Below are 24,245 nucleotides of genomic sequence, written 5' to 3' on the forward strand. Positions count from 1 at the left end.
TCAAACAGCCCATACTCACATTCATACCAACTGTGAGTAGCACTTACATAAGTATCCATTGCAAACTTAGCTCAAAGTCAGTATCTGCCATTTTTGTGATGAGCATCGATATTAAGGCACCTTAATATAAGCCGAGACAAAATTATTATCGTTGATCAAAGATCAAGATATAAATGAGGCTGGAGGATTCAATTGAGCTGCCCGACTATAGCAACACTCTCGTCCATACCTTCACGGTTTAATTTGCTTCAGCCAACACTCAAATCACTTTTGCGGCAAAGCCTGAAGCTTTCAGAGGTTAGGCTATACATTCCGACAAGCTATCGACGATTTCCTGATTGGGACGGCAAGCTTCCTGAGGTGCCAGAGGGCGTGACAATTCACCGTTGCGATAAGGACTATGGCCCTGCAACAAAGGTACTCCCTGCAGCACAAGACCTTAAAGGCCAAAACGTCGACATTTTGTTTTGCGACGATGATAAAATATATGATCGCGAATGGCACCATCGATTCAAAACTGAAGCTTCCCTCAAACCAAATACATGCATTATTGAAGTTGGAGAAACTTTTCCGGATATCTCGGATAGTTGTCGTCCAAAAGACAGGTTGCCGCGAAGCCGTTGGAAAAACAAAGATTTAAGCTATCGAATGAAGCGGATTCTGAGCCTTTTTTTGACAAAACCTAATCTTACTTCAAGCGGATATGCTGATCAGATTTCCGGTTTTGCCGGCGTTTTGGTACGTCCGGAATGGTTTGACGATCTGTTCTATGACATCCCTGACGTTATGTGGACCGTCGATGACCCTTGGATATCAGGTCATCTGGAGCGCGTGGGGATTGCGATATGGAACACCGGAAAGCGAAAAAATCTTCCTGAAAATGAAGGAAGTTCCGTCGACGCACTTTTGAACCTCGTTCAGGAAGGCCATGATCGAGTAGAGGCTGATTTGCTTGTGATCGATTACTTTCGTGAAAAATATAATATTTGGACCAAGTGCGGTCCGGTTGATCCGCAGACCTGTTTAAGAACGACTTCTATGCGAGAAATGCTCAGACGACATCAAGTGGAGTTGAGCTCGTTAAAGTAGCTGAATTCCCCGGCCTAATCCGGGGTCTTCAAAATCATAAATGGCCATCAATTGTTTTTAGTGCGCTCATGGCGGGCGACAATTTTGCGCAACACGTCCAGAAACTGATCAACAGATTCTGCCGATGCTTCTGGCTCAAGTGACACGCGGATCGCGCCGGGACCATCTTCATGCCCCATAGCGGCCAGTACGTGGCTCGGTCCCACTTTGCCTGAAGAACAAGCCGATCCCGCGGACAATGCTATGCCGCCAAGGTCAAATGCGATCTGGACTGTCTCAGCCTTTTGCCCGTCGAGCGAGAAGAACGTCGTGTTTGGCAGACGGTCAACGGCTTTACCGTGGATTGTGGCATCAGGTGCTATTTCCATAAGCCCCGCTTCCAGCCTGTCACGCGATTGCGAAGACCAGCCATCGCCATTCAATCGTTCTGCCGCAATGTCAGCTGCTTTCCCAAAGCCTGCAATAAGTGGCAGCGCCTCGGTGCCAGCCCGATGGCCTTTTTCCTGACCGCCACCGCGCACCAGTGCTTTTGGCATCATCAGATCAGAAATTGCGATAACCGCACCCACACCCTTCGGCCCACCAATCTTGTGTGATGAGATTATTAGGTAATCACCGCAATTATGTGTAATATTTAATTTAATACGTCCTGCTGCCTGCACAGCATCAACGACGAATACACCACCCGACGCTTTGACAATTGCTGCAATATCGCGGATCGGTTGGATCACGCCAGTTTCGTTATTAGCCGCCTGAACGGCAACAAGCGGCAAACCAGCGCTTTTATCATGCGCTTTGAGTGCCTGTTCCAAAGCTTCAAGACGCAGGATACCGTTTTCATCAACGGGAATAACAGAGATGTTTTCCGGCAAGAACTGCCCACCGGCCAACATGCAAGGATGCTCGGTCGCGCTTATATAGAGATGCGAGAGACGCACCGGGGATCGGCCCATCATGTAAACTGGTGTCAGGAGTGTGGATGCGGCTTCTGTCGCGCCCGATGTGAAAAATACATGGTCCGACTTAGCATTTACAAGCGCTGCCACGCTGCGCCGCGCCGATTCGACCAGTGCACGGGCAGCCCTGCCTTCACGATGCACGGATGATGGGTTGCCGGTAATGCCTAATGCCTCGATGACCGCATTGCGTGCTTCATCAAGCAATGGCGCACTGGCATTATAGTCCAGATAGAGCCTCTTGCCGGTTCCGATCACCGATACTATCTCCTAAGCGAAGCCTTTAAGTGGCGATAAGCGCAATTTTCTTGAATTTTCAGTCAGGAAAAGCCTATTAAGCCACATCAGGTACTGAACTATGGTCCAGTCTAACGAAATTTCAAATTGGTTCTAGAAGCGGCGCACTGCCACGTCAAGTTCGCCACTTGAGAGCCGATCTTCCGATCACCAGCGGAGTACACATGCCAGAAGTCATTTTCAACGGCCCAGCCGGACGCCTTGAAGGCCGTTATCAGCCTTCGCGCGAAAAGAACGCACCAATCGCGCTTATCCTGCATCCGCACCCGCAGTTCGGTGGAACCATGAACAACAAGATCGTCTATGATCTGTTCTACATGTTCCAGCAGCGCGGTTTTACCACGCTTCGCTTCAACTTCCGTGGCATTGGCCGCAGTCAGGGCGAGTTTGACCACGGTGCAGGCGAGCTGTCAGATGCGGCAAGCGCGCTCGACTGGGTTCAGGCTTTGCATCCAGATTCCAAGAATTGCTGGGTTGCCGGTTATTCGTTTGGTTCATGGATCGGTATGCAGCTTCTGATGCGTCGCCCCGAAATCGAAGGCTTCATCTCAGTCGCTCCACAGCCAAATACCTATGACTTCGCGTTTCTCGCACCTTGCCCTTCATCGGGTCTGATCATTCATGGTGATCAGGACAAGGTTGCACCGCCAAAAGACGTGCAGGTGCTTGTCGACAAGCTTAAGACACAGAAGGGTATCACGATTACCCAGAACACAATGCCGGGTGCGAACCACTTCTTCACCGGCCAGGGTGATCTTCTGATCGATGAGTGCTCAGAATATCTGGATCGTCGCCTTGCTGGCGAACTGGTTGAAGTTCGCCAGAAGCGTCTGCGTTAAACGCTCTTAAATTTGACTTTATGAAAGCCCGGTGTGTTTGATCGCCGGGCTTTTATTTTGGTGGAAGCACCAGAACCCCTCCTGACACAGGTTTATCGCAACCCGTTGTCGTGGGGTATGTCAGTGTAAGCCCGCGCATAGAACGCACAGCCAGATAGGCCCATGCTTCCGCCTCCATTGCGTCACCATCGATACCAACATTGTCGGCGTCAACGACACGAGCGCCTTCACGTTCAGCAAGCGCACTCAGTTCAGCCATGATCGCCGCATTCTTACGACCACCACCACTCACCACATAGGTGCGAGGCTGCGACGGCAAATGCGATGCCGAACGCAGAATGGAGGCTGCACTCACATAAGCGAGTGTTCGCGCACCTGTGGCTAAATCCACAGTATCTTTTGCCGGAACGACGAAATCGCCACGATCAAGCGACCGACGATGATTCCCTTTGAAAAACTCATGATCAAGATAACGAGCGGCCAGAGCGTCATCAACAACACCGCTCATTGCTGTAATACCACCCGGGTCAAAGCTGCCCTGTCCATGCAGTTCCATCCATTGATCAATCAGCATGTTGCCCGGCCCACTGTCATAGGCCATAAGCGCACCGCCTTCACCAACATATGTGAGGTTGGATATGCCGCCGATATTGACGAAGACCACCGGCCCTTCGAGACCTGAAGGCAAGTTGGTAGCAAGCGCCGCATGATAAGCCGGGATCAACGGGGCGCCCTCACCACCATGACGCATATCCTCGGCACGCATATCGTAAACGACTGGAATGCCGGTTTCTGCAGCAAGCAATGCTCCATCGCCAATCTGAACCGTGAGTGCCTCGCGCGGGCGATGCAGCACGGTCTGACCGTGAAACCCGATCACATCGATCTCTTCCGGCTTTAACGAATGCTCATAGAGAAAATCCTGAACGGCAATCGCATGAAGAAGAGTTTGATCATGTTCGAGTTGTTTGAGAATGCCCGGACGCTCGTTGCGATCAATGATACCACGCGCATCAATAAGTGCTGCCTTCAACCGCGCACGAAATCCATCGGAATAAGAAACAGCACTTGATGGTCCGCGTTTGACCAAATTCTCGCCATCGGTGCTCACAAGTGCAATATCGATACCGTCCATCGACGTGCCGCTCATCAACCCAATTGCGCGTTTCAAATCGGCCATACCGGAGTTTCCTTGTTATTCCCGCTTGAATGATGCTAAAGGCAAATTATCATAAGGCGGTAAGCACTTACTTACCGTTATTTTCATTCTCGCTTTAGAGCGTTTTAATATCGCGCATCCCGAAAACCGTTAAACACTTTTCGGGATGCGCTTTGACCAGTCAGGAAAAGGGCATGTCCGGTTTTAAATCCGATTTTCTTCGCACGCTTTCCGAGCGCGGCTTTATTCATCAAATGTCTGATGAGAGCGGCCTCGATGAATTGTTGGTCAAGGAAACCGTGACGGCCTATATTGGCTTCGATCCGACAGCGCCGAGCCTTCACGCTGGCGGTCTGATCCAGATCATGATGCTGCACTGGTTCCAGCAGACTGGCCATCGCGCTGTTGCACTTATGGGCGGCGGTACCGGCATGGTTGGTGATCCATCCTTCAAGGATGAAGCACGCAAGCTGATGACCGAAGACACCATTGCCGATAATATCGCCGGCATCAAGCGCGTCTTCGCAAACTACCTGACTTTCGGCGAAGGTCCGAAAGACGCGCTTATGGTCAATAATGCTGACTGGCTGCGCGATATTAATTATCTCGAATTCCTGCGCGATGTTGGCCGCCATTTCTCAGTCAACCGTATGTTGTCGTTTGATTCGGTAAAAACGCGCCTTGATCGTGAACAGTCGCTTTCGTTCCTCGAATTCAACTACATGATCTTGCAGGCCTACGATTTCGTAGAACTCAACAAGCGCTATGACATGCGCTTGCAGATGGGCGGCTCGGATCAGTGGGGCAATATCATCAACGGTATCGATCTCGGTCACCGTATGGGTACGCCGCAGCTCTACGCCCTCACCTCGCCTTTGCTCACAACGGCTTCAGGCCAGAAGATGGGCAAATCGCTGGGCGGCGCGATTTGGCTTAACGCAGATATGCTCAGTGCCTATGACTTCTGGCAATACTGGCGCAATACAGAAGATGCTGACGTAGAACGCTTCCTGAAGCTCTACACAACGCTGCCACTCGATGAGATTGCGAAGCTGGCAGCTCTCGGCGGTTCAGAAATCAACGAAGCGAAGAAAATTCTCGCAACCGAGATCACCGCAATTCTGCATGGTCGCGATACAGCCGAAGAAGCTGCGGATACCGCTCGCAAGACTTTTGAAGACGGTGAACTTTCGGAAAATCTTCCAACCGTTGGCGTACACAAAGCGACGCTCAACGATGGCATCGGTGTGCTTGCATTAATGGTGCTTGCAGAACTTTGCGCAACCAATGGCGAAGCACGCCGCCACATTGAAGGTGGTGCGGTTCGTATTAATGATGAAGTCGTGACCGACCCACGATTGAGCATCAATGCATCAGCGCTTAACGATCAAGGCGTTATCAAGGTATCGCTTGGCAAGAAGCGCCACGTGCTGATCCGCCCTGCTTGATGCAGCAAAACCGTAATGAAAAAGCCCGGCTAAGCCGGGCTTTTTTACTATCCATCAAAACTCGAAGATCGAACGGAAAATACCGGGCGCAATGATTGAAATCGGGTTGACGATCACTTGTGGTGCTTTAGCTGTTCCTTCAAGCTTGAAGGTAATACCTAAAAGACCACGATCACGTCCGTTACCCAAAAGCGCGCCAAAGATCGGTACTTCACCAAAGATCCGGTTCACACCATAAGCAGGCATGAATGTGCCGGTCATCGACATATTGCCCTGCGGATCATAAAGCGTGCCCTGAAAAGTTGCTCCGACAGTTGGCGACCGAAGCACGCCCTTCGAAAGCTTCAGATATCCTGTGCCTTTTTCTATCAAAGAGAAGCCGCGCTCCACATCAACACGGGATACGTCGATATCACGTTTAACGGCCTGATTGAGGCTTGTGCCACCTGCTGATGGCGAAGAAGAAACAATTTTTGCAAGGCGCGGCTCGTTGATGATCGAAAAGTTTCTGGCATCAATCTGACCGCTCAACGGACCATTGCCCTGCCCCGCCAAGCCAACGGTAATTTTTCCGCCGCGCATTTTATCGTAGAAATCGAAGAAGCGCAGGATTGCACCAGCATCATTGGACTGTAACGAAACAGAACGCGCATCGCCCTGTTCATTATTAGTTGCGACAAATGACTCCCCGGAAGACGTCTGGGCGTTTACGGACACACCAGAGATTTTGCTTCCTGCACTTTCATAAGAAACGGCAACATTGCGCAGGGTCTCGTCATTAAACCCTGTAACCTGATCAATCTGCGCACTCACAACAACGCGCGTAGTGTCTCCTTTGGAGCCACCAGTTTTCTTGCCAACATCAGAAAACTGCTTGATCAGCGAACGTGCATCAAACTTTGAACCGCTGACATTAACGCGGTATCCACCCGTCCCCTTAGTGGCTTTTATGGCAAGTCGATCAGAACGATTAAGCCGTACATCAGTTAAATCTGCCGACTGGAGGTCACCACCGGAGATCGACAGGCTGCCTTTTGCTCCGAATGCATCGCCAGTCAGTACGAGGTTGCGAATGTCGATCTTGCCATCACTGCCAGTGCTTTTAACAAGGTCAAACTCCGCTTTTGAGGCAATACCGCTGCCTTTGCGCCAACCAAGCCACGGTAAATCAACCTGAGTCTTATCAAGGTTCGCTACAACATGCCGTTTGCCATTTTCTTCCATTCCAAGATCAATCGAAATTGGTCCTGAGAAGACGTCCTTCAAGCCGGGTAGCACTTTATCACGCGACTTGTCGTCGATTTCCAATCGAACTTGCTGGTCGCGCTTTGCGGGCCCTGAACGATCAACTGGTTCCGTCATTACAATTTTGGCAGGAATGCCATCAAGCTTCGCATCAGCAGTAATTATTGCGGCGGTCTGGTCAACTTTTATATTGCCATCCGCATCTGTAACCTTTGAGCCGCCAACAGGCTTATCGATAGAAAGATTTTTGAAGCCAATATCAGCTTCCCACTTCAGGGTTCCGGGTGGTGGATCTTTCGACACTGCAAAACTGACTTTAACGCGCGATTTTACGTCGCCAGTGACATCCTGTGGCAGGAAAGGCACGTTTTTAAGAACATCAATCGGCTTTTTTCCAGCAATTTCCGCAATAGCTGCCGCTTGTCCTGACACAAGAAGATCAAGAGTTGCAATAACCGGACGTTGTGGGCCCCAAGGAATAATCAGCGTGCCTTCGGAAACATCTGCCTTTCTGTTATCGGGCGTGTAAGCAACGCCCTTATCAAGCTTGATAGTTGTATGGGCACCGCGAACGCTCACAGTTCCATTGACATCGCGTACAGGTGGCAATTCACCAATCACATCAAAACGCGTCTGTTCGACATTAAAATCAGCTTTTATTTCTTCGCCCGTTAGCGGTGGAGGAAGTCCGGGCCCATTAAAACGACCACCTGCTAAAGAAATGTCGATGCGGCTATCTTTCAAGCGGCCACCATACAAATTCTTCAATACCCAGGCACGTGCACCGTCAGCAACGTCGATAGGCCAAAGATGCTTTGCATCGGCGACAGGCATATCCGGAATGCGCAGCATGAAAATCATTTCGGGCGAACCGCTGCCAAAGCCAATACTTCCCTGACCGTAGAGTTCACCATTTTCGGTTTGAACATCGAGATTTGAGAACTGGATCCGTTGCTGTTTCGAAAAGAAACTTCCAGCAATACGCACACCAAACGAAAGCTGTGGGTCGTTCGATTCGGCTGGCATACTCGTCGCTGAAGTGGTCAGTATTTCAAAACGATAGCTCGGGTCCGAAGCTGCATTTTCAGCCTGAAAATCTGGGCCGAAAGCGCCATTGAACTGAGCCTGCAATCCACCCAACTGAACGCGCGACGGCAACACTTCAATCTTTTGACTGCCAACGGAGTGTTCCAGCCTCAGCACAGCCGAGCCACGAATATCCTCAACACGTCCAAGCTGCATGTCGATGCCATTAACGGCTAACTCTGCACCGATTGTATCTGGTTCCTCAGCATGTGCCGTTTTCCCAGAGAGCGAAAGATTGGCATTGCCCTTGAGTTCAAAATGCGCGGGATTAACCCGATTGCCATCAATTATTGGCGCAACGGCAGCAGACGAACCCAGATCGAGAGGAATATTGCTGATATTGACCTTGAACGCATCAAGTTCATTATCTTGGCCCTTACGATCGATGTTACCATCAAGAGCAATTATCTTGCCGTTCCATACAACAGCGCCATCCAGTTTAATGCGGCCTGCATCTTCAACCAGTCGCAGCTTTCTGATTTCGATGCTCTGCTGATCATCTCCAGCCTTAAACCGCACCGTTGTATTCATCAGGCTCAAAGCCTGTGTATTCTGATCATGTAACAGTTCAAGATTTCGGCGCATCGCGGAAAAAAGATCATCGGAAAGTGCGTCAAAATCTACAAAACCGCGCTTGTCATAGGGTAGAGACTTCCAGAATCCTGCGCCTTCCTGTTCTGGCAAATCAAAAGCTGCGCCATCAATTTCCAATTCCGCAACCCGCACATTGCCGGTCAAAAGCGGAAGCGGTGCAAGCCCAAGGCGTACAGACCTAATATTCTGGATTTCAATGCGCTGCTTGGGATCAGAAATTGAGACGTCACGCGCCTCTAAGGCCACCAGACTATTCTGATCAAGCGAAAGTCCAGCACTTCCAATTGAAGCAGATGCTTGATCACCGAGTACACGGGTCAAAGTTTTCTGAGCTTCTTCACGCAACATATTGCTGGTGACGCCGCCACGCAAAACAACAAAACCGACGCCGCCGATCAGAACAAGCACTATACACAGTGACAGAAATGCATGAGAGCACAACGAAACGAATGAGCGTTTGCGACGTCCAATTACGAACACGCCTCCATCATCTCCGTCAGCTGCCAGACGCTCGATTCTCTTCATCTCGCGCTTGGAAAAGCGTATTTTGTGCTCTTTCTCAGTCAATATTCCAGCCGACCACCTGATTTCTCTATTTAAAACCTCTCATAAAATGAATCATGAGAACTCAATAATATACTGTTTTTATTAACCTATATTCGATCAGTAAACCGGTCTTGTGCTTCTTTAGCCTCTCCCAGAAGATAGACAGGTCGCTGCCTTAGTTTCGCTACGTTGCACAAGACTGATGCGAGTGCGATAGCTTTAAGTGTAACAGGCAGTTTACCCGTATATCTACAAAAGAAAGGCTTAGATATGGCTCGTCCCCAAATTGGAGATCTGGCACCGGACTTCACTTTGCCATCAGATAATGACAGCATTAATCTGTCATCTCTCAAAGGCAATCCAGTCGTTCTTTATTTCTATCCAAAGGACGATACTTCTGGTTGCACAAAAGAAGCCATAGCCTTCTCTCAGCTTAAACCTGAGTTCGACAAGTTGAATGTACGTGTCATTGGTCTCTCGCCGGATAGCGCGGAAAAGCATGCTAAATTTCGCAAAAAGCACGAGTTGACCGTCGATCTGGCGGCAGATGAAGACAAGACCGTGCTTGAAGCATATGGTGTCTGGCTCGAAAAGAGCATGTATGGCCGCAAATATATGGGCGTCGAGAGAACGACGTTTCTTATCGATGCAGAGGGTCGTATTGCGAAAATCTGGGAAAAAGTAAAAGTCGATGGCCATGCGCAAGCTGTATTAGAGGCTGCACGCGCACTTTGATCGAACAATGAGGGCAATACCGGTCATGCGATTGCCCTTTTTCATTCCCGTTTAAGCAGGCATTGCGAAAGCTTCGGAAAAGCTTTGTTAACCATGATAAGGTGCAATAGAATCAAATATCTGGGATGCAAAGACGACCAGCATGATAAAAAAGTGGAACAAGCCAGGGAACGACGGATGTAACGGGCATCTGAACGATCCGGCCGCTCGGCACTGGTCCACGAAATGGGTACGAACGTCAGTTTTTGGTGCTATAGCTTTCGTTCTGGCTGTGGGTGGCGGCGTTTATACGACGTTTGAAAACCTCACTGAAAAATCACAACAATCAAATAGCAAGCTCGCATCGCTTTTTAAAAAGCCACTGGTAATGCAACCACTGCCTGAGATGCCATCGGAATCACCGCCCGGCATGTCCGTTCAGCCAGAGCGTTTATCACCGCAAGATGCGCTGACCATTCAAAAGGTCGATCCGATCATCACTGGCCCACGCACACACAAGCCACGCCCCATTGTAGAGCGCGCAGCGTCAAAAGACTCGTAAGTGATCCAAGAATAGGTTGCATAAAAAACCCGGCATATAGCCGGGTTTTTAGCATCTTTATCAACACGAAGATCAATCGATATCTTCGATTAACTCTGCGCCACCGTGAATGCGGTGAGCAAGAGCCGCTTCCATGAATGGAGTAACAGCGCCATCAAGCACTTCCTGCGGATTGGTGCTTTCAACACCTGTACGCAGATCTTTGACGAGCTGATAAGGCTGAAGAACGTAAGAACGGATCTGATGTCCCCAACCAATGTCAGTCTTGCTTGCATTGGCAGCGTCAGTCGCTTCTTCGCGCTTCTTCAGCTCTTCCTCGTAAAGACGGGCACGGAGCATAGACCAGGCTTTTTCGCGGTTTTTGTGCTGCGAACGTTCAGCCTGACATTGCACGACGATGCCAGAAGCGATGTGCGTAATACGCACCGCCGAGTCAGTCGTGTTGACGTGCTGACCACCCGCACCGGAGGCGCGATAGGTATCGATGCGAACATCGGCTTCTGTTACCTGCACATCGATATTGTCATCGATAACCGGATAAACCCAGATACTTGCGAAAGACGTGTGACGACGCGCATTCGAATCGTAAGGCGAAATACGGACCAGACGATGAACGCCGGATTCGGTCTTTGCCATACCATAGGAATTATGGCCCTTAATGAGGATCGACGCCGACTTGATGCCTGCTTCTTCGCCGTAATGAACTTCCATTACTTCGACCTTGCGTCCGCTGCGCTCTGCCCAACGCGTATACATACGCAAAAGCATTGAAGCCCAATCCTGACTTTCCGTGCCGCCTGCGCCAGCATGGACTTCAAGATAGGTATCGTTCGCATCGACCTCGCCCGAAAGCAGCATGTCGATCTGTCGACTATCGACTTCTTTCTTCAGATCGCGAATGGTGTTTTCAGCATCAGCTATGATTGACTTATCGCCTTCCTCTTCGCCCATGGCGATGAGTTCGATACTGTCATTGAGTGTCTGTCTGAGCGTATTGATGCCGTTGATGCTATCTTCCAGCTGCTGGCGCTCACGCATCAGCTTCTGGGCTTCCTGTGCATCATTCCAAAGGGTTGGATCTTCAGCTCTCTGGTTCAGATAGCCCAGACGTTTGATTGCCTGATCCCAGTCAAAGATGCCTCCTCAGCAGGCTTATGGCCTGCTGGATTTCGTCAACCAGCGTCTCGATTTCCGCGCGCATGGGCAAATCGTTCCTTCAATTATTCTGCATATATGTGGAGAGAACATATGCTCTATCAGAGCAAGCCTCACACTTTTAAAAGGAGTAGCAAACAGCCATCCAAGCGCCGCGGACCATAGTTAGCACGCGACGCAGTGTAAAGAGGGGAAGGTCAGTAAAGTCCGCCTGAACCCGAATTGATAGCACGGGTCGCTTGTGGCGATTGTGGCTGAACGGGCGAACCTTCGCGGAACTGATCCATACCAATGACTGAGTATGTGTCAGATGGTCCCGTTCCTGGCTTAAACGCTTCCATAATCAGGTTTGGATCACCCTTATTGGTGCGCATACCAGTCTTACGGTTAATCGCGATCAGAGTCATTCCTTCTGGTACGCGGAAGTCGACCTTTGGAGTACCGGCCAGAGCTTGTGTCATAAAGTCTTTGAACACGGGAGCAGCCAAACCGCCGCCTGTACCACCGCGACCCAGCGGTGTCGGCGTGTCATAGCCCATGAAGACGCCAACCACGAGGTCAGGTGTAAATCCTACAAACCAGGCATCTTTTTCGTCATTCGTAGTACCAGTTTTGCCAGCCAGCGGACGATCAAGGCTCTTAAGAATCTGAGCTGTACCGCGTTGAACAACGCCTTCCATCATCGACGTGATCTGATAAGCAGTCATCGGATCAAGAACTTGATCGCGATTATCGATCAGTGTTGGTTCTTCCTGATTAGACCATTGCTGCGTATTGCAGCCCTCGCACTGACGTCCGTCGTGCTTAAACACGGTCTTGCCATAACGATCCTGAACGCGGTCAATCATTGATGGCGTAATGCTCTGCCCGCCATTGGCCATTACAGAATAAGCTGTGACCATACGCAGAACTGTCGTTTCACCAGCACCAAGTGACATCGAAAGAACAGGTAGCATCTTGTCATAGACACCAAAACGTTCTGCATATTCAGCAACGGTCTTCATGCCCATGTCCTGTGCAAGACGCACGGTCATGACGTTACGCGATTGCTCAATACCATAACGCAGTGTCGAAGGACCGGAGAACTTGCCAGAGTAATTCTTTGGTGCCCATACGCCAAGCGAACCGCCCTGATTGACCTCCAGAGGACCATCCAAAACGACGGAGGCTGGTGTGTAGCCATTGTCGAGAGCCGCAGCATAAACAAAAGGTTTGAATGACGAACCCGGCTGACGATAAGCCTGCGTTGCACGGTTAAACTCTGATTGCCCGTAGGAGAAACCGCCAACCATCGCAAGAACGCGGCCAGTATGCGGATCCATAGCAACCATTGCACCTTGAAGCTTCGGAGGCTGTTGCAGACGGAAACGCGATTCACCGTCTCCAGCTTTGGACACATAGACAATATCTCCGGCTTTCAAGACACCTTCCGGCGACTTGGCGCTACCGCGCTTACCGTCGATATTCGTAACGCGCATTGCCCACTTCATGTCATCAGCAGCAATAAACGCCCGCGTGCGCTCTTTTCCACGGAAACCAGAACCGTCAATAGCAGGCTGCAAACCAATGTCTGCGCCAGCACCGGAGACATTCAGAACAACAGCCAACTGCCATTCTGGTACATCTTCAAATGACTGCATATCGCCAAATGCCGCCGCCCAGTCACTGCCAAGCTCAGTATGTTTCAAAGGACCGCGCCAGCCACGAGCTTCATCGTAGCGCAAAAGAGCCGTTTGCAGCGACTTACGTGCTTCAGTCTGCATCGTCGGATTTAGCGTCGTGCGAACGGACAGGCCGCCTTCATAAAGTGCGTCAACGCCGTATTTCTGGATAATCTGACGACGTACCTCTTCACTGAAATATTCAGATGCAAAGAGATAATGGGTCGCCGTCCGTGTGTTCACACCAAGTGGCTGCTTCTTGGCTTCTTCAGCTTCCTGCGTCGTAATATAGCCGTTCTCAGCCATACGATCGATAACCCAGTTGCGGCGTTCCATCGCGCGATCCGGGTAACGGAATGGATGATAATTGTTCGGACCCTTTGGCAAAGCCGCCAGATAAGCTGCATCCGCAATGCTCAACTCACCGACTGACTTATCGAAATAGGTTAGTGCAGCACTGGCAATACCGTATGAACCGAGACCAAAGAAAATTTCGTTGAGGTAAAGCTCAAGAATGCGGTCTTTCGAGTAAGCCTGCTCGATACGCATCGCAAGAATTGCTTCTTTAATCTTACGATCATAAGTCTGATTTGACGAAAGAAGGAAGTTCTTTGCAACCTGCTGCGTGATCGTCGAAGCACCAACCGGGCGACGACCAGATCCCAGATTTTTCACATTGGTAAGAACCGCACGGGCGAGACCACCAAAGTCAAGACCGTGATGCTCGTAGAAGGTTTTATCTTCAGCAGAAATAAACGCTGCCTTCACGCGGTTTGGCACCGCCTGAATTGGCAAATACATGCGGCGTTCCCGCGCATATTCCGCCATCAGACTACCGTCAGACGCGTGAACGCGTGTCATGACAGGAGGCTCGTATTTTGCGAGCACTTCGTAGTCAGGCAACTCCTTAGTCACGCCTCCGATATAAACGGCCACTCCGCCGGCTACGATGAGCGCGAAAACTGTACCTATACCGAAGAAATATCCGATAAGCCTTACCATGAATCCGGATTCCCGCCTTCAGATCATTCGAAAAACTAAAGAGCCACTAAAATTGTGCTCATCAATCTGTGCCGTGTTGGCAATAACTGGTTTAGTGACCAGCAAATGCGTCAAAGGCAAGATCGTTTCCATGTTTTTACCGATTTAAAGTCATACAAACACGTACCGACCATAAAAATACGTAAAACTGTTGCATGCATGCATCTTATAAGCGGGGAGAAATATCAACCCCTACTAAACATTACATTATTTTAACCTCGGGACAAAGCCCCAGGATGTTTTTGCATTTCAAAAGCCTTTATTGCCGTTGCAATACGATCCGCCAATTTACGGCGCCATTGCGGATTACTGATGAGCTTCTCATCTTCCGCGTTGGAAAGATAACCGATTTCGATCAACACTGACGGCACATCCGGCGCGCGCAGCACTTGAAAACCCGCGAACCGATGCGGATTGTTGATCAGGTTAACTTCACCTTGCAAAGCTCCGATCACTTTTTCAGCAAAACTCAGCGAAAACGTATGCGTTTCGCGGCGCGTGAGATCGAGCAGAATATCCGCAACTTCAGGGAGCTCTTCAGGCGCAGCACCGCCGATGCTATCCGACTTATTTTCACGCTCAGCCATCGCGCGTGCAACAGAGTCAGACGCTTTGTCAGAGATTGTATAAACAGTCGCGCCCCGAATATCACCCTGATTGATCGTATCTGCGTGGATAGAAATGAAGAGGTCGGCTGAATATTGGCGCGCAAGGCGCACTCGCTCCGACAAGCGCAGGAAAGTGTCGTCGTCGCGGGTCATCAAAACCTTGATGTTGCTTTCCTTAGCAAGACGATCGCGCAACTCCTGACCGAATGCGAGTGTCAAATCCTTTTCTTTAATACCGCTCAGGCTTTCAGCGCCGCTATCAATGCCGCCATGCCCCGGATCAATCATCACAATAAAAGGACGTGTTTCATTGTCTGTCGCAGGCGATGCAGCTTTCACGCCAGTCGATCCAGTCACATCGTGTGGCGCCGCAAGCTTCGCCTCAAACTGCTGGTCAGACGTCGCAACAATGTCTGCAACAAGACGATACCCTGAAGTCGTTTCGTTTTTAATCACCTGAACGTTTTCGACATCAAACGGACCGCGCAATGTCAAAATGAGGCGCGAGCGATTCTTGCCAACAGAGCCATAACGCACACGCGAGACAATACCCCTCGCCGCAAGGCTGTTTTCATCAAAGCCGAAACGCGTTTCAGGCAGCTCGAATATCAGACGATGAGGATTAGCTAAAAGGAGTGTCGAAAACTTCGGCTCCTGATCAAACATCACAACAACGCGCATACGCAGATCATCGCCAGCCATACGATACGTCAATGCGGACAGCGGCGCATCACTTGCAGCCTTTGCCGGACCGATGTGAAAGAAAGCAGCACAGAGCATCACAAGAAGCACGAACATATTCCGCGCGTTCATTTTATTTCTAGCAATATTTTGCAGGCTCAGACAATGCATAGGTGTTCGCGATCTAAACATTATGAATTCATCGAAAGTTGACCGTTTGGGCCAAAGCATATGGATGCGTACATTTGATCAATCAAACCGTATCGAATTATGGTTAACAAAGGCTTTGATCCCCGCTTTTGACCGGCAGCACAGGCCATTGCCCTTTCTATAATCACCTTTCGGCAAAATTGCGATCACGGTGTCAACTGATATTCATACTTGTCATAGCGCGAACGACGCCATAAAAGCTTAAATAGGCTTTGGAATAGCTGTCAGAATCGTTTGCCGGTTTTCAATACGGATCGCGACGAAAGATAGCTAAAACAGTGGTGTATGGTATTCACTACCCCCTGGCCCGCACAGAATTCAGCGGAACACGGCATCCCCGCCGCCTCCGTTTTTTAATCGGCCGACTGCGCATGGATACGCGCTGTCGCCAGCGCTCTGAAAAGAGCAAACAGGTCGGCCCGGCTTTTTCGGGCCATATATGAGGTCGTTTCGAACGGAACAGCTATGGGTCAAGCAAGACTGACCATTGCAAGCCTGAAGACCGTGATCGCCAATTGGCCATCGCGCGCAGACACAGCAGCTTTTGTTCCGACGAACCCATTATCATCCGGCAGATGCTCCCCAGCCAGGACGACAGCCTTCAGGGTTTCGTCCGGCGCACGCGGCTTGCGTCTTAGCGCCGGTAAGAAAGACAATTATGTCCAACAAAATGCTTATCGATGCCTCCCACCCGGAGGAGACGCGCGTTATCGTGACGCGCGGAAACAAAATTGAAGAATTCGACTTTGAGTCGGAACATAAGAAGCAACTGAAGGGAAATATCTATCTCGCACGCGTTACCCGCGTCGAACCATCCCTTCAGGCTGCATTTGTGGAATATGGCGGCAATCGCCATGGCTTCCTTGCATTCTCTGAAATCCATCCTGATTATTATCAGATCCCAGTTGCTGATCGTCTTGCTCTTCTCGAAGCAGAAGCCAAAGCTGCGCGCGCCGAAGATGAAGACGAAGACGACGAGCCAAAGGCGAAGAACAATGACCGTTCACGCCGTCATCGTCGTCGCGGCCGTCGCGATGGCCAGCATGGTGGACAGCAGGGTAACCTCGCTAAAAACGGACTGCCTGCTGCAGAGCCAGTTGGTCCAGCATTCGTAAATTACGTCGCTGGTACACCTGCCATTGCTTTGATGAAGCAGGCTGGTGATGTTGTTTCGGAAGCTATAGAAGCCAATGATAGCGACGATGATGACGATAACGAAGTCGAAAACGAAGAAGACATGGTTGAATCGGTTGGTTCCGAAGATGCCATGGAAGAGCTTCCATCGCATGTTCGCACCAATCGTCGTCAGTACAACATTCAGGAAGTGATTAAGCGCCGCCAGATCATCCTGGTTCAGGTGGTTAAGGAAGAGCGCGGCAATAAGGGCGCAGCTCTTACGACCTATCTGTCACTTGCTGGTCGTTACTCGGTATTGATGCCAAACACTGCACGCGGTGGTGGCATTTCGCGCAAAATCACCAATATTCAGGATCGCAAGCGTCTTAAGGATATTGTCAAAGAACTCGAAGTGCCGCAGGGCATGGGCGTGATCTTGCGTACCGCTGGTGCCAATCGCACAAAGCAGGAAGTCAAGCGCGACTACGAATACCTGATGCGTATGTGGGAAAATGTCCGCACGCTGACACTGCAATCAACGGCTCCTTCGCTCGTTTATGAAGAAGGCAGTCTGATCAAGCGCTCGATCCGTGATCTCTACAACAAGGAAATCTCGGAAATTCTCGTTGCGGGTGAGACCGGCTATCGCGAAGCAAAAGAGTTCATGCGTATGCTGATGCCAACGCATGCGAAGGTCGTTCAGCCTTACCGCGAACAGGTTCCGGTTTTCACGCGCTATGGTTTGGAAGCACAGCTTGATCGCATGCTTGTGCCGCAGGTTACGCTGAAATCTGGCGGTTATCTGATTATAAATCAGACCGAAGCTCTGGTCGCAATTGACGTCAACTCGGGTCGTTCGACCCGTGAGCATTCGATTGAAGATACCGCACTTCAGACAAATCTGGAAGCGGCTGAAGAAGTCGCGCGTCAGCTTCGCCTGCGCGATCTTGCCGGTCTGATCGTCGTCGACTTCATCGACATGGAAGAAAAGCGCAACAACCGCGCTGTCGAAAAGAAGATGAAGGATTGCCTGAAAGACGATCGCGCCCGCATTCAGGTTGGCCGTATTTCGCATTTCGGCCTTCTCGAAATGTCGCGTCAGCGCATTCGTGCATCAGTGCTCGAAAGCACGATGCAGGTGTGCCAGCATTGCGGCGGAACGGGTCATGTTCGCTCCGACTCGTCCATGGCGCTGCATATCATTCGTGGCATTGAAGATTATCTTCTGCGCCATTCAGGCTATGACATCACTGTTCGCACTCCGGTTGCTTCAGCGCTTTACGTACTGAACAATAAGCGCGAATTGCTGGCAGAGCTTGAAGGCCGTTTCGGCGCTGCAATCAGCGTTGATGCCGACGATAGCGTTGGTCACCAGCATTTTGTCATCGACAAGGGTGCGCCATCGACGCGTCCAATCACAATTCATCCTGCTGCTCCAATCGTCTATGAAGATGATCTGAACGATCCTGATATTCCGCTGGACGAGGATGAGGCCGAAGAAGAAATCGCCGCTGAGGCACCTGCTCGCGAAGATAGCAGCGAAGAAGGTGATCGCAAGCGCCGTAAGCGTCGCCGTCGTCGTGGTGGTCGCGATCGTGAAGGTGGCGAGCAGTCAGCGCAGGCAGATTCCGGTTCGGAAGCGTCGGACGACGATGATGATGAAGACAAATCATCGACAAGCAATGGTTCGCTGAGCGAAGAAGATCGTCGCAAGAAGCGTCGTCGTGGTCGCCGCGGAGGTCGCAAAAATCGTCGTGAGGATGACTTTCACGCTAAGAAAGTTCCTGATCCAGAGTTTGTTGGCTATACGCCAGTCGTTCCTTCACGGGTTGAAGAAAAGGCTGCTGAAGTCGTTGTCAACGAAGTGGTGGCGGTCGAAGCCGTGACGGTTGAAACGCCAGTTGCAGTTGAACCAACTGCTGTTGTTGAAGCAGACGAAAAGGCAGCAAAGCCGGCACGCAAGCCGCGTGGTCGCAAGGCTGCAAAGAGCGAAGAAGCTGCGAATGACGATGTTGTTGCGGCGGATCCGGTCGAAGAGCCAGCCAAGCCAGCGCGCAAGACACGTGGTCGTAAGAAGGCCGCTGAAGAGGACCTAGCGGCAGAAGCCGCAGTCGCTACGGAAGAGGTCGAGGCCGCAAAGCCGAAGCGCCGTACCCGCAAAGTGGCTGCTAAGACAGAAGCCGAAGACGTGTCAGTTGAAGCGGAAGTCGCAGTTGTTGAGGAACCAAAGAAGGTTGCAGAACCTGAAAAGGTCACTGAGCCTGTGGTCACATCCAGTGAAACAGAGGAACAGAAGCCGAAGCGCGGCGGCTGGTGGCAGAAAAAGGGCTTTTTCTAAGCCTGGCCAAACTCTAATGTAGAATATAAGAAAACCGGCGGAAGCGCCGGTTTTCTTTTTAGTTTAGAGCGCATCGCAAAAGTATGAAGCACTCTGGTTTTTACGTTCAGGCCTTTTGATGTGGCAACCAAGCTTCAAGGCGACGAACCACTTCCTCTATTTCCTCAATGCTGCCCGCATAGGAAAAGCGCATGGTCCGATGACCATCAATTGGATCAAAATCGCGACCCGGCGTAGCAGCAATATTGGTTTCGGCAATCATCCGGCGTGCAAATTCCATACTGTCATTGGTGAAGCGGGAAACATCACAATAGGCGTAGAATGCGCCATCCATTGGCGCTGCAAGGCTCAATCCCATTGTTGGAAGGTGATCGAGCAGGATTTTGCGGTTCTGTCGGTAGCGATCTTTCACCCGCTCCAGTTCCGCAGTCGCATTAAATGCTTCGATTGCAGCGCGCTGCGAAAGTTCAGGTGCCGAAATATATAGGCTCTGACCGAGGCACTCGATTGCCCGCACATCAGCTTCCGGCAACACCATCCAGCCAATGCGCCAACCAGTCATGCAATAATATTTTGAGAACGAGTTGATGATCGTCACATCATCTGAAATCTGCAAGGCAGTTACATCTTCCGCTTCATAAGAAAGGCGGTGATAAATTTCATCCGAAATAACGCGAATGCCGAGTTCCTGCGCTGTTTCGATGATTGCCTTGAGTTCTGGTTTGTCGATCACGGCACCCGTTGGGTTGGCCGGGCTTGCAAAAAGCACGCCCTTCAACGGCTTTTCCGCATGAGCAGCTGCCAATGCCTGAGCGGTTAGCGCGCCTGACGCGCCGCCTTCATTGGCGATTTCAACCACTTCAAGGCCAAGCGCCGTCAGAATGTTGCGATAGGCCGGATAGCCCGGACGCGTGATTGCAACTCGGTCCCCGGGATCGAAATAGACCAGAAATGCCAGATTAAACGCAGCCGAAGAGCCTGTGGTAATCGCAATGCGCTGGGGCGAAACGGATACGCCATAGCTCTGTTCATAATGCGCAGCAATCGCCTCACGCAGTTCGATGAGACCAAGTGCATCGGTGTAACCGATGCGACCATCTTTCAGGGCGCGTTCCGCAGCCAGCCGCACGGTTTGCGGCGCAGGGTCTGCTGGCTGGCCTACTGCCATCGAAATTATCGGATGGCCCGCCGCACGACGACGATTGGCCTCCGCCAGAACATCCATGGCGTGAAACGGTTCGACCGCGCTTCGGTTTGAAAGAGTATTCAACTTAGTCTCCAAGATGCAGGGAATGCAATGTTACTCCCTCGCCCTATAATCGCCGGATTGGTAAAGCAACAGCGGCTTTGGTAAAAACAGCGATGAAGATTGAGATAAAGCCCTTAAAGTAGATTTGACCTTTAAGATTCGCATCATTTTCTTTTAAGCAGGATGAGAGGCATAATGGGGAGCATGTCTGCAACTTTTCCGATGGAAGCGTTTTCTTTCCGCCGCGTTATGCGCCGTTCCGTAGCCGCTTTTGCGGCTCTTGCTATCGGCGTTACGGGCGTACTGCCTGCACAGGCTCAGTCACGTGGTGGTGGCGTTCCGATTGTGCGCGATGCTGAAATTGAAGCGCTTGTTGCGGATTATGCTGGCCCAATCCTTAAAGCAGCTAATCTGGGTGGACGCGGCGTCCGCGTCATCCTCGTCAATTCCCAAAGCTTCAATGCTTTTGTTGATGGACGCCGTATTTTCATCAATACCGGCGCAGTCATGCAGTCGGAAACGCCCAATGAAATTATCGGCGTAATTGCGCATGAAGCTGGCCACATCGCTGGTGGCCATCAGGATCGTTTGCGTGAACAGTTAAGCCGTGCCCGCACGATGGCCGTCATCGGCATGTTGCTTGGCGTTGGCGTTGGCGTTGCGGGCGCTGCATCAGGCAGCAGCGGCGCTGCGGGTGCTGGCGGTGGCATTGCCATGGGCAGCAACGAAATGGCAATGCGCAGCCTGTTGAGCTATCAGCGCACCGAAGAAATCACTGCAGACCGTCTGGCGGTGAATTATCTTAATGCAACCGGCCAGTCCACCAAAGGAATGCTCGATACATTCCAGCGGTTTGCTTCTGCACTTTCGCTTTCCGGCACGCAGATTGATCAATATCGCATCAGCCATCCCTTGCCGCGTGAACGCATAGCCAATCTGGAAGAACTCGCAAAAAAGAGTCCAAACTATAACAAGACAGACTCAGCAGCACTCCAGCTCAGGCATGATATGGCGCGTGCTAAGATCGCTGCCTATTCCAACAATATGGGCGCACTGCAACGCATGTTCAAAGCCAATCCCGGTGGCTTGCCAGCGCGTTACGGCAGTGCAATCACGACTTACCTGAACGGCTCGGCACGTTCCGCAATCCCAAAATTTGAAGCGCTGATTAAAGAACAGCCAAAAAATCCGTATTTCCATGAAATGATGGGCGAAGTACTGATCAAGGCCAATGACGCGCAAGGCGCTGCAAAAGCATTCCAGCGCGCCGTTGCGTTGGATACGCGCAAGTCACCATTGCTGCGGATGAGCTATGGTCGTGCTTTAATGCTGACCGGCACCAAAGCTAATATGCCGAATGCAATCAAGGAGCTAAAAGCAGGGATTGCAGCCGACCCCGAATTTCCGGGAGGATATGGTTATCTCGCACAGGCTTATGGCCAGTCTGGCGATATGGCGCGTGCTGATCTTGCAACGGCAGACATGAACTACTATTCCGGCAACCTACAGCAGGCCCAGATTTTTGCTATTCGCGCTCAAAAGCAGATGAAACGGGGAACGCCCGACTGGCTGCGCGCGCAAGACATCATCAACGCCAAAGCGAAGAAAAAATAATCCTAAGACATTCCAATAGAGAATTGTCTGAGCGGTTTTTCAGAACGTAAGAAAGTGATCGATATGAAGAACGTAATTTTAGGCGGATTGGCAGGCGGCGTCATTGGTGCCGGAGCCCTCGCACTCGGCTATTATGCAGGAACTGAGAAGCATCAAGCGCCAGTTGCCCCGATTGAGGCGGCTACAGCACCTGCGATGACCCAGCAGGCTGTCGAAAGCATTGTGCGCAATTATCTGCTGCAGAACCCGGAAATTATGGTCGAAGTGCAGACCGCACTTGAAACCAAGCAGGCAGAAGCTGCTCAGGAACAAGTGAAGCAGGTTCTGGCTTCCAGCAAGGATCAGCTTTTCAATCCTGCACATGACGCAGTGTTCGGTAATCCAGACGGTGACGTCACGGTTTATGAGTTTTTCGATTATAATTGCGGCTATTGCAAACGCGCCCTGCCCGATATGGAAGCGATCCTCAAAAACGATAAGAATGTTCGCTTCGTGATGAAAGAATTTCCGATCCTCGGACCAGACTCAATGCGCGCACATGTCGTAGCGCAGGCTTTCAAAGCTTTGATGCCGGAAAAATATGTCGAGTATCATGAAATTCTTTTAGGCGCACAGGAACGCGCAACGGAAGCTTCAGCTATCGCTGACGCAGTCAAGCTTGGTGCTGATGAAGCCCAACTTCGTGAGAAGATGAAAGACCCTGCGATCACAAAAGCTTTTCAGGAAACCTATCAGCTCGCACAAAAGCTCAACATCACCGGAACACCGTCTTACATCATCGGAAACGATCTGGTTCCGGGTGCAATCGGTGCCGAAGGCCTGATCGAAAGAATCGCCGCTGCACGTACAGCTGATAAAAGCTGAGCGGATTGAGAGCGTGCCCTGCAGTTTTTCTTCAGGGCGCGATCCACTCGCCAAAACAAATAAGTGACTATTTTTGCCACAAATTGCGTTCATTCCACAAAGAATAGCGGGAAAAACGCTGTGGTGTAACATTAGCATTAATTTAGAGGGTTTCAGCTTGCGTCTAACCTCTCTATATGGAATGCGAAGTGTAATCGAAATTTCGTAATAGGCCCGTAATCCATAACGGATGAACATGGTAAAAACGGTTTTTGTTCTGAACGGCCCCAATCTCAATCTTCTTGGGAAGCGCGAGCCGGGCATCTACGGTGTGGCAACGCTCGATGATATCGAAGCGAGCTGCAAACGCGAATCTGAACAACTGGGCCTTACTGTCGATTTTCGTCAGACGAATTATGAAGGTGATCTGGTCAGCTGGATCCAGGAAGCAGGCGATAAAAACGCCTATGTCCTGATCAACCCGGCTGCTTACAGTCATACTTCGGTTGCTATTCACGATGCCATCCGCTCGGCCAAGGTAACGGTTGTTGAGGTGCATCTGTCGAATATTCATGCGCGTGAAGCGTTCCGGCATCATTCCTATGTCTCCGCAGTCGCCAAGGGCGTTATCTGCGGCTTTGGCGCGGAAGGATACCTGCTCGGCCTGCGCGCACTCGCGGCAATTGCCAAAGAAGAAGAAAACAACGGGTAAGCGTAAAGGGGCCTGATATGTCCAGCAAAACTTCCGTCATCGATAAAGATACAATCCGCGATCTCGCGAACATTCTCAATGAAACCGACCTCACCGATATCGAAGTCGAACATGGTGAACTCCGCATTCGCGTTTCGCGCAATGTAACGGTTCAGGCTGCGGCCACCGTTATGCAGACTGCACCTGTTGCAGTTGCAGCGCCTGTTGCCGCCGTTGCAGCAGAACCAACCAAAGCAGAACTCAGCAAGAATGCTGTTCCTTCGCCAATGGTAGGTACCGCCTATCTCGCCCCTGCTCCTGGCGCACGCAACTTCATCGAAGTTGGAACACAGATTAAGGAAGGTCAGACTCTTCTCATCATCGAAGCTATGAAGACCATGAACCAGATCGCCGCTCCACGCGCCGGTACGGTTAAGGCAATTCTGGTTGAAGATGCAGCGCCTGTTGAATTCGGCGAACCGCTTGTCGTCATTGAATAAGAC

At 50.9% G+C, this 24,245-nt stretch carries 17 protein-coding genes and 1 pseudogene; 10 read left to right on the forward strand and 8 right to left on the reverse strand.

Annotated elements, in window-relative coordinates:
- Nucleotides 1-192: 192 nt before the first annotated feature.
- Nucleotides 193-1,089 (forward strand): glycosyltransferase family 2 protein, encoded by an 897-nt coding sequence (locus tag J2782_RS04070; protein ID WP_310010300.1) that lies wholly within the window; start codon nt 193-195, stop codon nt 1,087-1,089.
- A 47-nt stretch (nt 1,090-1,136) separates the two neighbouring features.
- Here J2782_RS04070 and J2782_RS04075 read toward each other — a convergent pair whose 3' ends face one another.
- Nucleotides 1,137-2,303 (reverse strand): cysteine desulfurase family protein, encoded by a 1,167-nt coding sequence (locus J2782_RS04075; RefSeq protein WP_310010301.1) that lies wholly within the window; start codon nt 2,301-2,303, stop codon nt 1,137-1,139.
- A gap of 203 nt (nt 2,304-2,506) precedes the next feature.
- Here J2782_RS04075 and J2782_RS04080 point away from each other — a divergent pair, with 203 nt between their 5' ends.
- On the forward strand, nt 2,507-3,181 hold the full coding sequence (locus J2782_RS04080; protein ID WP_250039775.1) for an alpha/beta hydrolase: 675 nt from the start codon (nt 2,507-2,509) through the stop codon (nt 3,179-3,181).
- A gap of 52 nt (nt 3,182-3,233) precedes the next feature.
- Here the strand turns inward: J2782_RS04080 and J2782_RS04085 are convergent, their stop codons facing one another.
- Nucleotides 3,234-4,361 (reverse strand): anhydro-N-acetylmuramic acid kinase, encoded by a 1,128-nt coding sequence (locus J2782_RS04085; RefSeq protein WP_310010302.1) that lies wholly within the window; start codon nt 4,359-4,361, stop codon nt 3,234-3,236.
- Between the two features lie 173 nt (nt 4,362-4,534).
- On the opposite strand from J2782_RS04085, the gene tyrS reads away from it, so the two are divergent.
- The gene (gene tyrS / locus J2782_RS04090) at nt 4,535-5,788 is read left to right on the forward strand and encodes a tyrosine--tRNA ligase (RefSeq protein ID WP_310010303.1); all 1,254 of its coding nucleotides are present in this window, start codon (nt 4,535-4,537) and stop codon (nt 5,786-5,788) included.
- A gap of 54 nt (nt 5,789-5,842) precedes the next feature.
- Here the strand turns inward: tyrS and J2782_RS04095 are convergent, their stop codons facing one another.
- Nucleotides 5,843-9,238 (reverse strand): DUF3971 domain-containing protein, encoded by a 3,396-nt coding sequence (locus tag J2782_RS04095; protein ID WP_310010305.1) that lies wholly within the window; start codon nt 9,236-9,238, stop codon nt 5,843-5,845.
- Nucleotides 9,239-9,529: 291 nt separating this feature from the next.
- Between J2782_RS04095 and bcp the strand changes: the two genes are divergently transcribed.
- Together bcp and J2782_RS04105 are read left to right on the forward strand one after the other, a co-directional pair.
- Nucleotides 9,530-9,994, forward strand: coding sequence for a thioredoxin-dependent thiol peroxidase (gene bcp, locus J2782_RS04100; protein ID WP_310010306.1), 465 nt, complete (start codon nt 9,530-9,532; stop codon nt 9,992-9,994).
- 142 nt (nt 9,995-10,136) lie between these two features.
- Nucleotides 10,137-10,535, forward strand: a complete 399-nt coding sequence (locus J2782_RS04105) for a hypothetical protein (protein ID WP_310010307.1) — start codon at nt 10,137-10,139, stop codon at nt 10,533-10,535.
- A 72-nt stretch (nt 10,536-10,607) separates the two neighbouring features.
- Here J2782_RS04105 and prfB read toward each other — a convergent pair.
- From prfB to J2782_RS04125, 4 genes and pseudogenes are all read right to left on the reverse strand, one after another.
- Nucleotides 10,608-11,736 (reverse strand): peptide chain release factor 2 gene (prfB, locus tag J2782_RS04110; RefSeq protein ID WP_310010308.1). Its coding sequence is split into 2 segments (ribosomal slippage): nt 10,608-11,666 and nt 11,668-11,736, totalling 1,128 coding nucleotides; the frame shifts between segments, so codons are not numbered across the junction.
- Between the two features lie 151 nt (nt 11,737-11,887).
- Nucleotides 11,888-14,353, reverse strand: a complete 2,466-nt coding sequence (locus J2782_RS04115; RefSeq protein WP_310010309.1) for a penicillin-binding protein 1A — start codon at nt 14,351-14,353, stop codon at nt 11,888-11,890.
- 251 nt (nt 14,354-14,604) lie between these two features.
- Nucleotides 14,605-15,726 (reverse strand): annotated as a pseudogene (locus J2782_RS04120) (N-acetylmuramoyl-L-alanine amidase); the annotation flags it as partial.
- Nucleotides 15,727-16,361: 635 nt separating this feature from the next.
- Entirely contained in the window at nt 16,362-16,547 is a 186-nt protein-coding gene (locus tag J2782_RS04125) for a hypothetical protein (RefSeq protein ID WP_310010311.1), read from the reverse strand.
- Between the two features lie 2 nt (nt 16,548-16,549).
- On the opposite strand from J2782_RS04125, the gene J2782_RS04130 reads away from it, so the two are divergent.
- Entirely contained in the window at nt 16,550-19,345 is a 2,796-nt protein-coding gene (locus tag J2782_RS04130) for an Rne/Rng family ribonuclease (protein WP_310010312.1), read from the forward strand.
- A gap of 106 nt (nt 19,346-19,451) precedes the next feature.
- Here J2782_RS04130 and J2782_RS04135 read toward each other — a convergent pair whose 3' ends face one another.
- Nucleotides 19,452-20,615 carry a pyridoxal phosphate-dependent aminotransferase gene (locus J2782_RS04135; RefSeq protein WP_310010313.1) on the reverse strand — a complete coding sequence of 388 codons (1,164 nt, stop codon included), beginning with the start codon at nt 20,613-20,615 and terminating at the stop codon, nt 19,452-19,454.
- A gap of 174 nt (nt 20,616-20,789) precedes the next feature.
- Here J2782_RS04135 and J2782_RS04140 point away from each other — a divergent pair, with 174 nt between their 5' ends.
- The 4 genes from J2782_RS04140 to accB all read left to right on the forward strand — a co-directional run bounded on the left by J2782_RS04140 (nt 20,790) and on the right by accB (nt 24,242).
- The gene (locus J2782_RS04140; protein ID WP_310010314.1) at nt 20,790-22,208 is read left to right on the forward strand and encodes a M48 family metalloprotease; all 1,419 of its coding nucleotides are present in this window, start codon (nt 20,790-20,792) and stop codon (nt 22,206-22,208) included.
- A gap of 63 nt (nt 22,209-22,271) precedes the next feature.
- Entirely contained in the window at nt 22,272-23,072 is an 801-nt protein-coding gene (locus J2782_RS04145; protein WP_310010315.1) for a DsbA family protein, read from the forward strand.
- 235 nt (nt 23,073-23,307) lie between these two features.
- On the forward strand, nt 23,308-23,763 hold the full coding sequence (aroQ, locus tag J2782_RS04150) for a type II 3-dehydroquinate dehydratase (protein ID WP_250039758.1): 456 nt from the start codon (nt 23,308-23,310) through the stop codon (nt 23,761-23,763).
- A gap of 17 nt (nt 23,764-23,780) precedes the next feature.
- Complete coding sequence (accB, locus tag J2782_RS04155) at nt 23,781-24,242, forward strand: acetyl-CoA carboxylase biotin carboxyl carrier protein (protein ID WP_310010316.1); 462 nt, start codon at nt 23,781-23,783, stop codon at nt 24,240-24,242.
- Nucleotides 24,243-24,245: the final 3 nt, after the last annotated feature.

The sequence above is a fragment of the Brucella pseudogrignonensis genome (genome assembly GCF_031454375.1).
Classification (GTDB): Bacteria; Pseudomonadota; Alphaproteobacteria; order Rhizobiales; family Rhizobiaceae; genus Brucella; species Brucella pseudogrignonensis_A.

What these genes read in the sequence shown, in the direction of transcription:
- J2782_RS04080 (WP_250039775.1), top strand. Translation starts at nt 2,507, where the DNA reads ATGCCAGAAGTCATTTTCAACGGCCCAGCCGGACGCCTTGAAGGCCGT.
- J2782_RS04085 (WP_310010302.1), bottom strand. Translation starts at nt 4,361, where the DNA reads ATGGCCGATTTGAAACGCGCAATTGGGTTGATGAGCGGCACGTCGATG.
- tyrS (WP_310010303.1), top strand. Translation starts at nt 4,535, where the DNA reads ATGTCCGGTTTTAAATCCGATTTTCTTCGCACGCTTTCCGAGCGCGGC.
- J2782_RS04095 (WP_310010305.1), bottom strand. Translation starts at nt 9,238, where the DNA reads ATGAAGAGAATCGAGCGTCTGGCAGCTGACGGAGATGATGGAGGCGTG.
- bcp (WP_310010306.1), top strand. Translation starts at nt 9,530, where the DNA reads ATGGCTCGTCCCCAAATTGGAGATCTGGCACCGGACTTCACTTTGCCA.
- J2782_RS04105 (WP_310010307.1), top strand. Translation starts at nt 10,137, where the DNA reads ATGATAAAAAAGTGGAACAAGCCAGGGAACGACGGATGTAACGGGCAT.
- J2782_RS04115 (WP_310010309.1), bottom strand. Translation starts at nt 14,353, where the DNA reads ATGGTAAGGCTTATCGGATATTTCTTCGGTATAGGTACAGTTTTCGCG.
- J2782_RS04130 (WP_310010312.1), top strand. Translation starts at nt 16,550, where the DNA reads ATGTCCAACAAAATGCTTATCGATGCCTCCCACCCGGAGGAGACGCGC.
- J2782_RS04140 (WP_310010314.1), top strand. Translation starts at nt 20,790, where the DNA reads ATGGGGAGCATGTCTGCAACTTTTCCGATGGAAGCGTTTTCTTTCCGC.
- J2782_RS04145 (WP_310010315.1), top strand. Translation starts at nt 22,272, where the DNA reads ATGAAGAACGTAATTTTAGGCGGATTGGCAGGCGGCGTCATTGGTGCC.
- aroQ (WP_250039758.1), top strand. Translation starts at nt 23,308, where the DNA reads ATGGTAAAAACGGTTTTTGTTCTGAACGGCCCCAATCTCAATCTTCTT.
- accB (WP_310010316.1), top strand. Translation starts at nt 23,781, where the DNA reads ATGTCCAGCAAAACTTCCGTCATCGATAAAGATACAATCCGCGATCTC.